Below are 13,733 nucleotides of genomic sequence, written 5' to 3' on the forward strand. Positions count from 1 at the left end.
ACATTAGTTTTCGTTGGGATCGATTGATGAATTTCTTTCGGTCTCTTTGGATTTTATCACAGAAAGTTCGCCTTGGGCTTCGGCCACGATCTCGTCATATTCTGAAAAGTTTTCGATAACACTCTCCAAAATGTAGGTCGCTTGAAAGGCATCGCCCAACTGATAGTAGTTTTTGGCCATGATGATAAGTCCCTTGCCGCCCCATTCTTTGTATCCCGAATAGTCTTTGGCCAATTTTTGAACCGATGCGTTCGATGCCTCAAAATCTTGGTTCTTGTTCTTGAAATAGGCATCGTAGTACCATGCTTCGGCAGCCGTTTCGCCCGAAGCTATTTTCTTGACGGTAGAGAACGCGGTCTCGGCCAATTCTTCGTTACCTGTTTCAATGGCCGATCGGGCAATCATGATCTGCGCATCGCTCTTGATACGGTTATCGATATTGGGGGCCGACAGTACCTTTTCGGCATAGGCTATGGTCTTATCATAGTCTTTTTGTCCGTAGTATCCTTTCATAAGGTTTGACTGGGCAAAGGTTCGGTTCTGGTCTATTTCGGCCGTTCTCTCCAATTGTTCGAGATATGGTAGGGCACTCTGGTAGTCTTTTCGGCCCACATAGATTTCGCAGACCCTTGTAAGGGCTTGCTCTGTGTATTCGCCCCCACCGCTGTCGGCCACAATTTTAAACCTTTCAAGCGCTTTGTCTTTTTGGCCTTTTGAAAAATAGAGCTGTGCCAAGTTGAAATTTGCCCTCAGTGAATGGATCCCGTTTGGAAATTGACCCAAGTACTGTTCATATCCCTTGATAGCGGCATCTTTGTTGCCCTCTAGATATTTTCTGTCAGCCGATTCAAAACTGGCGTTGTCCAACTCTGCATCGGTAACCTCAACAAAGTCTAGGTCACGCACCCAAGCGGCATATTCATTTACCCTGCCCAAGTCTACATATACCAATTTTGCAGTGCCCACGGCTTGCTTGGCCTCTTGGGTCTCAGGGTATTGCTTGACCACTTGGCGTAATTTTTTGAGGGCCTCTTCTCCCCTGTTCGCATTGTAATGCACCAATCCTTGGCGCAACATCGCCCTCGGCGCAAACCGGCTTCCACCGAATTGCGCGATCAATCGGTCATAGGTTTGAAGGCCCATGGCCTCGTTATCGATCTTTATATAGGTATTTGCAAGTTCAAAAAGGGCATCATCCTGTAGGGAAGATTTTGGATAGCGCTGCAAAAACTGCTTGAACCCATCTATTTTAGCAGCATTCTTACCAAGAAAACCAAGGCTCAAGGCCTTTTGAAAAGCAGCGTAATCACGTTCGGGTCCGTTCATTTTGGCCGCCTCATCATAAGCGGCAATGGCCTGCGAATAGTTGCTCGAAACAAAGTGGCTATCGCCCAAACGCACATAACTGTCGGCCATTTTCTCTTGCTCGACGGTAGCCGAGTTGGTCACGTTTCTAAAATATGGCAGTGCCTTTTGGTAGTTCTTTAATTTGAAGTGGCAATATCCCAGATTGTAATCCAGGTCGTTGTACTCTTCGGTATTCTTAGCGGCTTGGTTTCGGGCAAACCGCTCAAAACCATCAAGGGCCTCTTCAAACCTGTCGAGGCGATAGGCCGATTCGGCTTTCCAATACTGGGCACGTGCCTCAAAAACAGGATCTGCTGCCTTTTTTAACGACTTTGAAAACCTTTCGAGGGCCTGTTCATAATCGCCATCGATAAATAACTCTACGCCCCGGTAAAACGCCACTTTTTGATAGGTTTCCTTGCTGGCATATGATTCATTCTCTTCCAGCAATTGCATGGCACCCTCAAAATTTTTGGAAGTGATGTACGAATCGACCAACAAATCTTGTATCTCGGCTTGGTGTTCGTCCTTCGGATATTTTTCCAAATAGGCCATCATCACCTGTGGTACAGGCTCGTAGGCATTGCCAATTTCATAGCTCAAACGGGCATAGTTCAGCAGGGCATCTTTCTCGATTTCAGCATTAAAATCCATTTGTGAGGCATTCCTAAAAGCGTTCAGTGCCTCCGGCTTTTTATCGAGTTTCATATAACATTCCGCCAAATGGTAGTAGGCGTTCTGCGCAACGGCATTCGAGCCATTGATGATCTTATTGAACTGTCCTATGGCGCTCTTATAATCGCCTTGCTTATAGTAGCTGTATCCCAACAGGTAAAAATCGGTGTTGTTCCATTTGCCCCGTTTACCGCGATATTGCTTTAGATGGGGAATTGCCTTGTCGTACTGCCCGAGGTTAAAATAGCTTTCCCCTATGATCTTGTGCAACTCAGACACCTCTCTGCGATCAGATTTGGGCAGTTGCTTTTCGGCCATGGCAATGGCCTCTTTAAAATTGCCCAGTTTAAAATTGAGGTCTGCCTGGTAATAGCTCAGTTTTTCGTTCAGAACCTCTTGATCGGTAATCTGGTCAAAACGGGCACTGGCCTCATCGTAATCATCTTGTTCGTAGGCGATATAGCCCAGATAATATTTTGCTTGCGAGCCATATTTGGGCGAATTGCTGACCTTGCTGAGATAACGTTCGGCCTCTTTGGGTTTGTTAGCAGCGTAGTAGGCATAACCGTTGTTAAAATTGAAGCGCTCCTCGTCTTTGCGGGACATGGCGCTTTTATCAACCTTTTTGTACCATTTTAGCGCATATGGGTATTTGCCCGTTTCAAAATAGTAATCGGCCACATCCATAAAGGCCGAATTTCTCTTGGTGGAGGTGGGGTAGTTTTCTACGAACTCTTCCATCAACCGGTCTGCACCACGCTGGTTCAGGCGTATGGCCGCATTGGCGGCATAGTATGCACTGTTGGCCTCGGTCTCGCCGTCGTCCGTAGTGGCCCTTACCTTTTCAAAGAGTGCCTGGGCTGCCTGGTACTGTTGATTGTTGTACAGTGCCAGGGCATCTTGGTATGTTTTATTTGGATTCGAATAAACCTGCGTCTCTTGTGACCGGCATAAAAAAATAACGCCGAGAAATAGCGTCAATAAAGTGATGGATGTTCGATTCATAGTGTTCTACGCTGTTCTGATTCGATTGAAGAAATTGACCGCAAACGCCAATCAATTCAAAACCATAACGTCAAAATCCGCGCCAAAGTATGTTGTGCTGTTTCTTAGTTCATGGTTGATGCTTCAAAGTTGTTCACAAACTTAGCAAAACTGTTATGATGAATCTTAGTACTTTTGATGTCCATCAGATTTTTTTCAACCTGGAACCCAAAACAAAAAAATGCCCGAAACCATTTTAAAACTGCAGGATGTTGCCATTTTTCAGAACCAGAACCTTATTTTGAACAATGTTACCCTTGAAGTAAAAAAAGGTGAGTTTGTCTATGTCATCGGTAAGACAGGAAGCGGTAAAAGTAGCTTCATGAAAACCCTATATGGAGACCTGCCCCTGAAACAGGGCGAAGGGACGATCGTCGGCTACAACTTAAAGACTCTAAAGGAGAAAGACATACCCTATCTACGAAGAAAACTGGGCATCGTATTCCAAGATTTTAAACTGCTGTCTGACCGAAACGTTCACAACAACCTTCGTTTTGTGCTCAAGGCCACTGGCTGGAAAGACCCCTCTAAAATGGAAACCAAAATCGAAGAGGTGCTCGATAAGGTCGGCATGAAGACCAAAGGGTTCAAATTTCCGCACGAGCTATCGGGGGGCGAACAGCAACGTATTGCCATTGCCAGATCTCTATTGAATGATCCAGAGCTGATTTTGGCCGATGAACCCACCGGCAACCTTGACCCCCAGACCAGTGTGGAGGTCATGAAGGTACTGCAAGAAATCAACGAAAGTGGGCGCACGATCATCATGGCCACCCACGACTACGCACTCATCTTAAAATATCCGCACAAGACCATCAAATGTGATGGCGGCAAAATGTTCGAAGTGATACAGAAGGCGGTTTAAAATGAAACATCAAAATAATTACAAAAAGGACTCTAAAACAAGTTTATTTGGTGCATAAATCATAACTTGTGAAGCAGCCTCTCAAATCTCTAATAAATCGTTCAAGAGCAAAATCTTTTATTTCACCATATATTGCAATAGAGCCATAAATATGCGATTCAGCATCCATTGAACAATCCTCAAAATCCCAGTAGCAATCGCTTTGAAAAGTGGAAAACAGACTAGTAGAGTAAAAAATGGAAAGTAGTAAAAAACATTTTTTTAACATAGGTCTATCATTTAAAGTTAGCACAGTCCACTAATTCCCCGAAACAATCTCGCATATCACTCATATATTTGGCTTCTGCGTTGGGCGAACCCCATGCCAAATTCTGCACGAAAAAATAATCAGCCAAATTTGAGCACCATTTATATTCCGTATAGCAATCTGCATAAGAATTAAATGAACATAGCATTGAACAAATACCAACTATTAAAAAATTTTTAATCATAATGAATAAATAGTTATTATTTGAATTCTTGCTGCAAGTCTTCTAGTATTTCCGAAACATCCATAGTTTTCTTTAGTTGCGGAAATTTGTCAAATAATTGTTGATTTCTTTTGGCCACTTCTTTCATCCTATTTGCGCATTCGACCAGATACGCTTCTCTTTTCTCCACAAATTCTTCAATAGAGATTTTATTCGTTCTACCTTCCTCTATTATCTCTTTGGCTTTGCCCATCTTAAAATTGAAATAGTCCTCATATGCATTTCTGAGCATTTTATATTCATTACTTGCAAGGGCTTCAACCCTAATAGCTTCGCTTTCTTGAACGGTTAAACTCTCGCTACATGAGACCAAAGAGAAAAATACAATAAACAAAGTATATGATAATTTTCTCATAATATTTGTAGTTAATTTTTGACTAATATATATATATATATATTGAAAAAGCAAAATTTTCTAATTAGTAGTAGACTTACGAAGAGATTGTTATGTTTAATGTTAAGTTTCTAGCCTTACAAACCAAAACTCTATATTTGCTTGAACTTTTTGTTTTTTGGCGCGAATAATTACGACCACACCCAAATGGAAATTTTAGGAATCGACATAGGCGGATCGGGCATTAAAGGTGCCATCGTAGATTGTGAAACGGGCAAATTGCTTACGGAAAGACACAGAATACCCACCCCTAAATCACGAAAGCCCAAGGCCATGGCCGAGGTGGTAAACCAAATTGTCGAGCATTTTGATTATAAAGGGCCCGTAGGTTGTGGTTTTCCGACCATTGTTAAAAATGGTGTCTGCACTTCAAAAGGCAACCTGCACAAAAGCTGGGTAGGGGTCAACATTGATGAACTGTTCACCAAGACCACCGGGCAGCCCTTCACAGTTCTAAACGATGCCGATGCAGCAGGGTATGCCTCAATGAACTATGGTGTCGGAAAAGGAAAAAAAGGCTTTGTGGTGATGATCACCGTAGGTACCGGACTCGGAAGCGGTGCCTTTTTAGACGGAAAACTGATTCCTAATTTTGAGCTTGGACAAATTCCCTACAAAAAATACAAAAAAATTGAGGATTGGGCCGCCAGCTCTGCCATGGAGCGTGAAGGACTTTCCTATGAAAAATGGGGAAAGCGCTTCAACAAATTTCTTGGGTACCTCGAACTGCTTGTGGCCCCTGATCTGATCATCATCGGAGGGGGCATTTCAAAAAAATGGGATGCCTTCAGTCATCTCATCGACGTAGAGACCCATGTGGTAAAGGCCGAACTGATGAACCATGCCGGAATCATCGGTGCTGCCGTCTCTTGCCTACGTGAACACCACCATCAAGAAGCCTAGGACTGTTTCGCCCGCTTTCGGTCCACTTCCTTCAAATGTATCTTGCGAAGCCTCAGATGATTGGGGGTTACCTCTACCAACTCATCTTTTTGAATGTACTCAAGGGCCTCTTCCAAAGAAAACTTGATGGCCGGCACAATTCGTGCCTTGTCATCTGAGCCCGCTGCGCGTACATTGGTCAGCTTTTTGGTCTTGGTCACGTTTACCACCATATCATCTTGGCGCGAATTCTCGCCAATTACCTGCCCCTCGTAAATTTCTTCGCCCGGGTCAATGAAAAAGCGGCCCCGTTCTTGCAATTTGTCGATTGAATAAGGAATGGCGGTGCCATTTTCCATAGAAACCAACGATCCGTTGATGCGTTGGGCAATCTCGCCTTTCATAGGCTGGTACTCCAAGAAGCGGTGGGCCATAATGGCCTCGCCCGCCGTTGCGGTCAACAATTGGTTTCGAAGACCGATGATACCACGTGACGGAATGATGAACTCGCAGAGCATACGGCTTCCCTTCGATTCCATACTGATCATTTCACCCTTACGGACGGACACCATCTCAACCGCCTTGCCCGAAACCTCTTCGGGTAGGTCGATGGTCAAGTGTTCAACCGGCTCACATTTGACACCATCGATCTCTTTGATGATGACCTGTGGCTGCCCGATCTGCAGTTCGTACCCTTCGCGGCGCATGGTTTCTATCAAAACCGAAAGGTGGAGCACGCCCCTGCCATACACAATAAACTTATCGGCGCTGTCGGTCTCTTCGACCCGGAGGGCCAAATTCTTTTCCAATTCTTTCTCTAAGCGCTCTTTCAGGTGCCTAGAGGTAACAAACTTGCCATCTTTACCAAAGAACGGGCTATCATTTATGGTAAACAGCATGCTCATGGTAGGCTCATCAATGGCTATGGTCTGTAACTTTTCTGGGTTTTCGAAATCGGCGACCGTATCGCCTATTTCAAAGTTCTCGACACCCACTATGGCACAGATGTCCCCCACCTCGACCTCTTGCACTTTTTTTCGGCCCAAACCTTCAAAGACAAACACTTCTTTTACCTTAGACCTGACCACAGCACCATCTCGCTTCACCAAAGAAACCTGCTGCCCCTCTTTGAGTGTGCCACGTTGCAATCTGCCAATCGCTATTCTACCTGTATATGACGAAAAGTCCAACGAAGTGATCAACATCTGCGTGGTACCCTCTTCAGGCTTGAATTCAGGCACATGGTCAATGACCATATCCAATAGCGGTTCAATTGAGCCCGTAGGTGTTTTCCAATCCGCGCCCATCCAATTGTTCTTGGCAGATCCGTATACGACAGGGAAATCAAGCTGCCATTCTTCGGCACCCAGTTCAAACATGAGGTCAAAAACCTTTTCATGCACTTCTTCTGGGGTACAATTTTCTTTATCTACCTTATTGATGACCACGCATGGTTTTAGCCCTAAGTCAATGGCCTTCTGCAACACAAAACGAGTCTGCGGCATGGGGCCCTCGAAGGCATCGACCAACAGCAAAACCCCATCGGCCATGTTGAGAACCCGCTCTACCTCACCACCGAAATCGGCGTGCCCAGGAGTGTCGATTATATTGATCTTGGTGTCTTTGTACACCACCGAAACATTTTTGGAAACGATGGTAATGCCACGTTCGCGTTCAAGATCGTTGTTGTCCAATATAAGGTCGCCTTTCTGTTCATTATCACGGAACAGGCGGCAGTGGTACATAATCTTGTCTACCAAGGTGGTTTTGCCGTGGTCTACGTGCGCTATAATGGCAATATTCTTGATTTTGGCCATGGGCTAAATTTTAAGGGCGCAAAGATAGTGCTATTTAAATTGATGGAGGTTATTTTCTATTCCCTCTGATGACCCAACCAATGCTGAAACCTAAAACAGGACCAAATTCACCCTCATAAAAATCATCATAATAGTATCCGAAGCCAATCTTAAAGCCGATATTGAATCCTTTGGGGTATGTGCGCTGTAACCCATAAACAGGGCCCACATAACCGAAATAGCCACCTGATAACACTGTGTTTCCAATAATACTCTCATTGATGAAGGTAGTGTTTGCCAAGGCAATATAGTTGGCCGAATTTCCCGAAATGGTTTTGCCCTTGCCAATTCTTCGCTTCATATTGTAATAATGGCGATACTGAGCGTTAAAGGCCGGCACGAACACCCAATCGAAATATCCCTCGCCACCTCGTGCCCCAAACTGGAGGCCTGCGCCAAAATCAAGTGTTTGATTGGTGGCCAATCTGACCTCATATTCCACACCCGGATTGAGCATATTGATTTTGAATTGGTGCTTTTCCACATCGTTGGCAGCTTGTGAAAAAACTGATGCCGTGATAAGAAAGAGCAAAAAGGTAGAAAATAGTTTCATGAATGGTGGTTTTTGAATTAGCTGCAACCAATGCGTCAAATTTCAGGCCACTTTCAATTTCGTTTCCAGTACACAGACTTTGATTTACGTTTGGTAGGCACCCAACCAATATTCAAATGAAACATAGGGCCAAAACCAGAAGGCACCCCATCGCCCTTGTAATAGCCGGCACCCAATTCTGCATTGAACTTGAAGCCTTTTTCGGTGGTACGCTGCAATCCGTAAACAAATCCGTAGAAACCGATATTGAAATCTTTAGGTCCATCAATATTGGAGTCTAAGCGCAATTGCGAGAAATAGATTGCCTGGGCCGCTGCGATGTAATTGCCCGAATTTCCGGCAATCTCTTTGTCCATCGCCACACGTCTATCAAAATTGTGATAATAGCGGTACCTTGCGTTTACGGCCCCGCCAAAAAGATACCCTTCTTGGTAAGTGGCCCACCCAAGACCCAAGCCGCCTGAAATGGTTTGGTTCTTAAAAATGCCCAGTTCAAAATCGATACCGGGGCTTAAAATATTGAACGTAAACTGGGTTCTTTCAACTTGAAGGGGTTTTCGTTTTTCAAGGTTTCCCAGTTGTTGTGCCGATGCAAATCGGAAAGCTGTAAAAATAAGGACGAGTGTAAAAATTCGAGTCATTGGCTTAGCGGTTTAAAACAAATCTATGCGATAGCGTTCAGAGCTATCATCTATCTTTGCAAAAATTTAGCATATGAATTTGGCAGCCATTCCCCAACTCAAACATACCGATACCAACAATTTTTTTCTTCTATCAGGGCCCTGCGCCATTGAGGGCGAAGATATGGCCATGCGAATTGCAGAGCATATTGTTGAAGTGACCGATAAATTAAAGATTCCCTACGTATTCAAAGGGAGTTTTAAAAAAGCCAATCGCAGCCGTGTGGATTCCTTTACGGGAATAGGTGATGAAAAGGCATTGAAAATTTTGAGAAAAGTTTCAGAGACCTTTAAGGTGCCCACGGTTACCGATATTCACGTACCAGACGATGCTGCCATGGCCGCCGAATATGTAGATGTGCTACAAATTCCTGCTTTTTTGGTTCGCCAGACCGATTTGGTCGTGGCCGCTGCCGAAACAGGTAAAGTGGTCAACTTGAAAAAAGGACAGTTCATGAGTCCGGAAAGCATGAAACATGCTGTAACCAAAGTAACCGACAGCGACAACGAGCAGGTTATGATCACCGAGCGCGGCACCATGTTCGGTTATCAAGATATGGTGGTCGATTTTAGGGGCATCCCCACTATGAAGCAATATGCGCCTGTTGTGCTTGACGTGACCCATTCGCTACAACAGCCCAACCAAGCCTCGGGTGTAACGGGCGGTAGGCCTGCTTTGATTGGCACCATGGCCAAAGCGGGGATTGCCGCAGGTGTCGACGGACTTTTTATGGAAACACATTTTGACCCTGCCAATGCAAAAAGTGATGGGGCCAATATGCTCGATTTGAGCCTTTTGGAAAAGCTGTTGACCGATTTGGTGGCCTTGCGGGAGGTGGTCAACAATATAGGTTAGTTTTTCCAAAACCCCTTTTCCTTCACCGAATAGGCATCTTCAAGCACCTCCACCAAAATTTTCTCGTCAATTTCTTCCAGGGAATGGTACCTGAGCGAACGCATCACCTTTCGTTTTTCGGCAACCATGTGCTCTAAATGCCTGGTCAGATGTGCCGATGCCCAAAAACCAACATCAACGTACTTTTTTCCTTTGGGCACATTGAGATAACAGAAAGGAGTCTTTCCAAAATAATAGAACGGAATACGGTACTTGTACTTTAGTTCAATCTCTGAAAATTGCCCTTCAATGACCACTTGCAAATGGAGCAAAATACTCTTAAAAGGTTCATCTTGCGATAGAATGTAGTCTTCTGCCGGGTTCATACACCAAAAATAAAGGGAACTTCATGGAAATTTTGAAAATGGTGATTGAAAATTCGAAAAATAAATTAACTTTGAATTTCAAAGTACTTTAAAATGGATTCAAAAAAGTATCTCAAAGACATCTCAGAGATTAAGGATATGATGAAGCGTTCATCGCGGTTTATTTCTCTGAGCGGACTTTCAGGAATTCTTGCCGGCACTTATGCCTTAATAGGAGCATTTTTGGCACACAACCGACTTGCCGAATTCAAATCGATGAATGTCGGGGAATATGCCGCCAGAAATGCTGCGGTACCGGAATTATCATTGACCATTGACCTGGCTCTTATCGCATCACTGGTTGCATTGGCTGCAATACTTACGAGTATCGCAATGTCGTATCGCAAGGCCAAAAAGAGTGGAGAGGATATTTGGAATATCGCCAGTCGCAGATTGGTCTTGAATTTTTTGATTCCCCTCATAAGCGGCGGTGTTTTTTGCCTTGTATTGATACAGTATGGATTCACGGGTCTAGTGGCGCCCGCGATGCTGCTATTTTATGGCCTTGCCTGTATTAATGCAAGCAAATACACTTTCCCAGATCTGCGTTATTTGGGAATGGCGTTTGTACTGACCGGGTTGATCAGCACCCAATTTATTGGCTACGGACTTTATTTTTGGGCCCTAGGGTTCGGTATTTACCATATCATTTACGGCAGTTTGATTTATTTTAAAGAAGAAAAAGCCTGAAATGGGTCTTATAGACGACATCAATAAACTTTTTGACCATCGAATACGCCTTGGCATTATGTCTATTCTAATGGTCAATGACAGTGTTGACTTCAACACCTTCAAAGAACTTTTGAAGGTAACCGATGGCAATTTGGCCAGCCATACAAAGACCCTTGAGAAAGAAGGCTATATACGTGTTGAGAAATCGTTTATTGGCCGAAAACCCAATACACGGTATTCGGCCACCAAAGTAGGCAAGGCTGCCTTTAAAAAACATGTCGAGGCTCTTGAAAAATTACTGAAAAACAAAGAATAATTTTTTTATCAATACACTTTGAAATACAAAGTACTTTTAAATATATTAATATGGAATCAAAAAAACAGAAAATCGGAAACTGGTTCAGAACATCCATCTCGGCAAGAATGCTGGTGGTCGGGTTCATCTTTTTGGTGTTGCTGGTGCCGCTCGGTATTGTAGAGGACCTAATTCGTGAGCGGGGTCATCGCCAAACAGAGGTCATACAAGAAATCAACGAAAAGTGGGGCAACGAAGTGGTGCTTTTTGGCCCGATAATCAAGATTCCCTACAAAACCTACAAAGAAGAAAAAACATTTGATGCGGCCAATAAAACCTACATCAAATCATATGAAGAGGTTTACCATCATGCCTATTTCTTACCCAAAGACCTAGACATTCAGGCCACCGTCGACACAAAACAGTTGAAACGTGGTATCTATGAATCAGTGGTGTTCACGACCGACATCAACATCGCTGGCAGTTTTGGTGAATTTGATTTTGGCACACAGGAAATTCCTGAAGAGGACATTCTTTGGAAAAAGGCATCCGTACTGTTCAAGACCACCAACCTCAAGGGCATTCAAAATGAGATGACCATCGATATGTTGAACGCCACCTTTGCACTAAAGCCCCAATTCGACAACGCCCACATGGGCACCTTAGAAACAACCTATCTTTCCATTCCCACAAAAGAAAAGGCCCCACTGAACTTTACCATGGCCTTTCAGGTCAACGGAAGTGAACGCCTGCAATTTGTTCCCATTGGCAAGGCAACCACCGCGCAGATGAAATCGGACTGGCATTCGCCGAGTTTCAACGGTAACTTCTTGCCCAACGATTCTACCAAACAAATCAGTGAAAAAGGCTTCGAGGCCCATTGGAAAGTGCTTGAGGCCAATCGCCAATTCGGCCAGCAGTTTTTTGATAAACTGCCCAACCTTGGTACGTATGCCTTTGGTGCCAGTTTGATCATTCCGGTTGACGATTACCAAAAAACCGAACGTACCAGCAAATATGGTTTGATGATCATCGGGCTTACGTTGTTGGTATTTTTGCTCATTCAAATTATCAGCAAGATTCAGATACATCCGTTTCAGTACTTGATGATCGGGTTGGCGCTGGTCATGTTCTATACGCTGCTCATTGCCATCTCAGAACATCAAAACTATCTGACGGCCTATCTACTGGCCAGCATTGCGGTAGTTGGCCTAATTACACTTTATTCAAGAACCATTCTAAAGGGGTTCAAATTTCCATTGTTTATTTTCACTTCGATGGCCATGCTCTACGCCTTTATTTTTATCATCATCCAATTGGAAGATTATGCCCTGCTGGTAGGCAGTGTGGGGCTGTTCATCATTCTGGCAACCATTATGTTCGCCTCTCGAAAAATTGACTGGAACCAGTAGAATTGATGGTTTGATGATTGATTTTTTAATGTAATGATGGGGCAAGACTGAAATAATCCGATATTTTTTTTTGAAGGTAACAATCCACCGCCATGAAAAAACTTGCAATTATTCCAGTCTTGCTCTTTTGCGCCATACTGCAGGCACAAGAACATTCACATGTCGGGGCACAGCCCATTTTTTATCCTGATATCCCAGGCTATGTTACCTTAAAGGCAGACCTGCACCAGCACACGGTTTTTTCTGATGGAAATGTGTGGCCCACCATTCGTGTAATGGAGGCCCTTCAAGACAGTTTGGATGTAATTTCACTGACCGAGCATTTAGAATACCAGCCCCATAAAGAGGATATTCCGCATCCTGACAGAAACCGTTCTTTCGAATTGGTCTCAGCCATGAGAGAGGCCAAAGAACATAACCTTCTTATAGTACACGGTTCTGAAATTACCCGTTCGAAACCGGTTGGCCACAGTAACGCCATTTTTATTTCTGATGCGAACAAACTCTTACAAGACAAGCCTGAAGAAGCCTTTGCCGCTGCAAAAGAACAAGGTGCCTTTGTGTTTTGGAACCATCCGGCATGGCACCCACAATCAGAGACCGGAAACCCTGTTCTAAGTGATTTTCAGAAAGAACGGATGAAAAACGGCGAACTTCACGGTATCGAGGTCATCAATTTTGTGGATTATTCAGAGGAAGCCCTCGCCCTAGCCTTGGAACATAATTTGACCATAATGGGCACCAGCGATGTTCATGACCTAATTGATTGGGACTACCATGAAAAAGGCCATGCACGCCCTGTTACCTTGGTGTTTGCCAAAGAAAGAAGCATTGAAAGCCTGAAAGAGGCGTTGTTCGCAGGCAGAACCGTGGCGGCCTACAATGATCTTTTGGTAGGCAAGGAAGCGTTTCTCAAGCCTCTGATAAAAGCGAGCATTGAAGTTTTAAAAGTGGGGTACATCGACAAAACATCCATTCTCGAGGTGAAACTCAAAAATGTGTCAAGCAACAAGTTCATTTTTGAAAATGCGATGGACTTCACCTTCTATAACCACTCACCCCTATTTGAAATCAGCAGAGGGGAAACCGTGACCCTACAGATCAAAACCTTGGAAAAACTGGACGAAATCGATTTGAAGTTAAAGGCCTTAAAGGCCTATTCAGCTCCCAAAATGCAGCATGTTATCACGTGGCAAATAAATGTTGATTAAACCCAGGGTATATTTTGACGGCTTCATGCTCAAAAAACCGTCAGTTCGAGTTTTTCC

The 13,733-nt window shown here is 44.1% G+C and carries 13 protein-coding genes; 7 read left to right on the top strand and 6 right to left on the bottom strand.

Annotated elements, in window-relative coordinates; genetic code table 11:
* Positions 1-3 precede the first annotated feature (3 nt).
* Positions 4-3,027, bottom strand: a complete 3,024-nt coding sequence (locus VC82_RS03380) for a tetratricopeptide repeat protein (RefSeq protein WP_045801117.1) — start codon at positions 3,025-3,027, stop codon at positions 4-6.
* A 220-nt stretch (positions 3,028-3,247) separates the two neighbouring features.
* Here VC82_RS03380 and VC82_RS03385 point away from each other — a divergent pair, with 220 nt between their 5' ends.
* Positions 3,248-3,931, top strand: a complete 684-nt coding sequence (locus tag VC82_RS03385) for a cell division ATP-binding protein FtsE (RefSeq protein WP_045801118.1) — start codon at positions 3,248-3,250, stop codon at positions 3,929-3,931.
* A 507-nt stretch (positions 3,932-4,438) separates the two neighbouring features.
* On the opposite strand, the gene VC82_RS03390 is transcribed toward VC82_RS03385, so the two are convergent.
* A complete protein-coding gene (locus tag VC82_RS03390) occupies positions 4,439-4,816 on the bottom strand; it encodes a hypothetical protein (protein ID WP_157517969.1) in 378 nt (125 codons plus the stop codon).
* Positions 4,817-5,002: 186 nt separating this feature from the next.
* Here VC82_RS03390 and ppgK point away from each other — a divergent pair, with 186 nt between their 5' ends.
* Positions 5,003-5,758, top strand: a complete 756-nt coding sequence (gene ppgK, locus VC82_RS03395; RefSeq protein WP_045801120.1) for a polyphosphate--glucose phosphotransferase — start codon at positions 5,003-5,005, stop codon at positions 5,756-5,758.
* On the opposite strand, the gene typA is transcribed toward ppgK, so the two are convergent.
* The 3 genes from typA to VC82_RS03410 are packed head-to-tail and all read right to left on the bottom strand — an operon-like array spanning position 5,755 to position 8,787.
* The gene (gene typA, locus VC82_RS03400) at positions 5,755-7,554 is read right to left on the bottom strand and encodes a translational GTPase TypA (RefSeq protein WP_045801121.1); all 1,800 of its coding nucleotides are present in this window, start codon (positions 7,552-7,554) and stop codon (positions 5,755-5,757) included. The genes ppgK and typA overlap by 4 nt on opposite strands.
* 49 nt (positions 7,555-7,603) lie before the next feature.
* Positions 7,604-8,146 (bottom strand): hypothetical protein, encoded by a 543-nt coding sequence (locus VC82_RS03405; protein ID WP_045801122.1) that lies wholly within the window; start codon positions 8,144-8,146, stop codon positions 7,604-7,606.
* A 53-nt stretch (positions 8,147-8,199) separates the two neighbouring features.
* Positions 8,200-8,787: a hypothetical protein gene (locus VC82_RS03410; RefSeq protein ID WP_045801123.1), complete on the bottom strand. Its 588-nt coding sequence runs from the start codon at positions 8,785-8,787 to the stop codon at positions 8,200-8,202.
* 73 nt (positions 8,788-8,860) lie between these two features.
* Between VC82_RS03410 and kdsA the strand changes: the two genes are divergently transcribed.
* The gene (gene kdsA, locus VC82_RS03415) at positions 8,861-9,682 is read left to right on the top strand and encodes a 3-deoxy-8-phosphooctulonate synthase (RefSeq protein WP_045801124.1); all 822 of its coding nucleotides are present in this window, start codon (positions 8,861-8,863) and stop codon (positions 9,680-9,682) included.
* Here kdsA and VC82_RS03420 read toward each other — a convergent pair.
* The gene (locus VC82_RS03420) at positions 9,679-10,047 is read right to left on the bottom strand and encodes a DUF1801 domain-containing protein (protein WP_045801125.1); all 369 of its coding nucleotides are present in this window, start codon (positions 10,045-10,047) and stop codon (positions 9,679-9,681) included. The genes kdsA and VC82_RS03420 overlap by 4 nt on opposite strands.
* A gap of 93 nt (positions 10,048-10,140) precedes the next feature.
* Here VC82_RS03420 and VC82_RS03425 point away from each other — a divergent pair, with 93 nt between their 5' ends.
* The 4 genes from VC82_RS03425 to VC82_RS03440 all read left to right on the top strand — a co-directional run bounded on the left by VC82_RS03425 (position 10,141) and on the right by VC82_RS03440 (position 13,676).
* On the top strand, positions 10,141-10,776 hold the full coding sequence (locus tag VC82_RS03425) for a hypothetical protein (RefSeq protein WP_045801126.1): 636 nt from the start codon (positions 10,141-10,143) through the stop codon (positions 10,774-10,776).
* Position 10,777: 1 nt separating this feature from the next.
* Positions 10,778-11,074 carry a winged helix-turn-helix domain-containing protein gene (locus VC82_RS03430; protein ID WP_045801127.1) on the top strand — a complete coding sequence of 99 codons (297 nt, stop codon included), beginning with the start codon at positions 10,778-10,780 and terminating at the stop codon, positions 11,072-11,074.
* 50 nt (positions 11,075-11,124) lie between these two features.
* Positions 11,125-12,465, top strand: coding sequence for a cell envelope integrity protein CreD (gene creD / locus VC82_RS03435; RefSeq protein ID WP_045801128.1), 1,341 nt, complete (start codon positions 11,125-11,127; stop codon positions 12,463-12,465).
* Positions 12,466-12,557: 92 nt separating this feature from the next.
* Positions 12,558-13,676, top strand: a complete 1,119-nt coding sequence (locus tag VC82_RS03440; RefSeq protein ID WP_045801129.1) for an Sb-PDE family phosphodiesterase — start codon at positions 12,558-12,560, stop codon at positions 13,674-13,676.
* Positions 13,677-13,733: the final 57 nt, after the last annotated feature.

The sequence above is a fragment of the Flagellimonas lutaonensis genome (genome assembly GCF_000963865.1).
GTDB classification, from domain to species: domain Bacteria; phylum Bacteroidota; class Bacteroidia; order Flavobacteriales; family Flavobacteriaceae; genus Flagellimonas_A; species Flagellimonas_A lutaonensis.